This window comes from Collinsella aerofaciens, from assembly GCF_020709435.1.
In the GTDB taxonomy this organism is placed as follows: domain Bacteria; phylum Actinomycetota; class Coriobacteriia; order Coriobacteriales; family Coriobacteriaceae; genus Collinsella; species Collinsella aerofaciens_AU.
Map to the genome: position 1 here is coordinate 1 of NZ_JAJFDP010000034.1, position 2391 is coordinate 2391.

The following is a 2391-nucleotide window of genomic DNA, read 5'->3' on the forward strand; positions in this document are numbered from 1 at the left end:
GAGCACAACCTTGCCAAGGTTGGGGTCGCGGGTTCGAGCCCCGTTGTCCGCTCCAACTATCTTACGCGGTTCTAACGAACCGCGTTTTTTGTTGACGCTGCGCGGGCCCCGGGCACCCCATCTTGCCCCTCAATCGTCGGTCGCGTACATAAAGTACGCTTCCCTCCTCTTTCGCGGCAACCTGGGGCACCCGGAGCCCGCTCGCTGTCGTGGCCGGGAAAGTGGGTCTTCCGTTCTTTTCACTAATCGGTCGATTCGTCCCAGGAGGCTTGAACCCGAGAGGGGGCGAGCGTTTTGGGTCGTGGCTGTGGCGTTGTTTGCCGCGAATGTCCGCTTTGGGCGTATCATCGTGGGCATCTCGCATAACCTCGTTGCAAGGGAGATACGCCCCATGGCTACAGAAAAGTCTTCTTCGCGCTCATGGATGTCCGATGCCGCGATCTATCAGATCTACCCGCGCTCGTTTAAGGATTCGACTGGTTCGGGTCTGGGCGATATCGCGGGCATTACCCAGCAGATGGACTATCTTGAGCGGCTGGGTATCGAGGCCATCTGGCTGAGCCCGTTTTACCCTTCGCCTCTTGTTGATGGCGGCTATGATGTGGCGGACTACTGCGATGTCGACCCACGTCTCGGCTCGCTTGACGACTTCGATGACATGATCGCTGCGGCTCACGCGCGCGGCATCAAGGTCATCGTCGACATCGTGCCCAACCATTCATCCAACCAGCACCCCTGGTTCAAAGCCGCTCTTGCCGCCGGCCCCGGATCGCCCGAACGCGCCCGTTATATCTTCCGCGATGGTCGCGGCGAGCATGGCGAGCTGCCTCCCACCAATTGGAATGCCAACTTTGGCGGCCCCGCATGGACGCGTGTTGCGGACGGTCAGTGGTATCTGCACATGTTTACGCCCGAGCAGCCGGACTTTGACTGGTCATGCCCTGAGGTTCACGCGCTCTTTTGCGACGTCCTGGCGTTTTGGAGCGATCGAGGCGTCGACGGCTTTCGCATTGATGTGGCGCAGGGTCTCGCCAAGGATCTCGACCGCGATGACCTCGACCGGTGGCATCTCGCCGAGGGCGATGACATGGTTGACGACGGCACCCATCCGCTGTGGGACCGCAATGAGGTCCACGAGATCTATCGCGAGTGGCGCCGCGTGTTCGACCGCTATAATCCGCCGCGCAGTGCCGTTGCCGAGGCGTGGGTGCTGCCCGAGCGCCAGTATCTCTACGCGCGTCCCAGCGAGCTTGGCCAGACATTCAACTTTGAGTTTGCCAAGGCCACTTGGACCTATGATGACATGCACACTGCAATCGAGAAGGGCTTGAAGGCAGCCGTCGAATCCGATTCCGCCTCGACCTGGGTACTCTCCAACCACGACGTGCCGCGCGTGGCGACACGCTATGCCCTGCCGCAAATCAAGGCGACGCGCTACCACCAGATTGCGCTCGACTGGCTCTTACGCGACGGGTCGTCTTATGACGAGGACCGTGAACTCGGCGAGCGCCGCGCGCGGGCGGCCCTTTTGCTTGAACTGGCGCTTCCGGGCTCGGCATACGTGTATCAGGGTGAGGAGCTCGGCCTTTTTGAGGTGGCTGACATCCCGTGGGCTGCACTCGAAGATCCTACTGCGACCAATACGCGCGGACCGAAGCGTGAGAAGGGGCGCGACGGCTGCCGTGTGCCCCTGCCGTGGGTGGCGGCGGACGATCCCGCGCAGGGCGGATCGTTTGGGTTTTCGCCGGCGGACGCCGATGCGGCGCCCCATCTGCCGCAACCTGCATGGTTTTCCGATTACGCTGTCGATAGGGAAGAAGCGGACCCGACATCGATGCTTGCGCTCTATCGTGACGCCCTCTGGCTGCGGCGCAAGCTGCGCGGGTGCGCCAACGATCTTGCGTGGCTCGATCTTGACGGGCGCACCGGTCTTGCGGATGGTGCCGAGGGCGCTGAGGGCGGCGTCATCGCCTATCGCCGCGATAACGGCTGGACGTGTGTGACGAACTTCGGTGCAGCACCCGTGGAGCTGCCGGCGGGCAGGGTCCTGCTCACCTCATCACCGCTTGCAGACGGCAGGCTCGCACAGGACAGCTCTGCCTGGATCATGCTCGGTGAGATGTAGGGGCATCTCGCTGCGAGCCTGCGTTTGTCCACGCCTTTCGTGACGACTGATGCCCTCGCGAGAGCGTCGCAAAACTTTTCAAAAAAAGTTCTTGCATAGGATGCGGGCATCACGTAAGATTAATCCTCGTAAGCGGACATGGCTCAGTTGGTAGAGCACAACCTTGCCAAGGTTGGGGTCGCGGGTTCGAGCCCCGTTGTCCGCTCCATTTGGGCGTTTAGCTCAGGGGGAGAGCGCTTCCCTGACACGGAAGAGGTCAGAAGTTC

General features: G+C 61.7%; 1 protein-coding gene and 1 tRNA gene. Both read left to right on the forward strand.

Translation table 11 applies throughout. The features are described from left to right. Positions 1-391 precede the first annotated feature (391 nt). The gene (locus LK493_RS09970; protein ID WP_227790915.1) at positions 392-2125 is read left to right on the forward strand and encodes a glycoside hydrolase family 13 protein; all 1734 of its coding nucleotides are present in this window, start codon (positions 392-394) and stop codon (positions 2123-2125) included. A gap of 132 nt (positions 2126-2257) precedes the next feature. Then, a tRNA-Gly gene (locus LK493_RS09975) sits at positions 2258-2333 on the forward strand. The last annotated feature ends 58 nt before the right edge of the window (positions 2334-2391 follow it).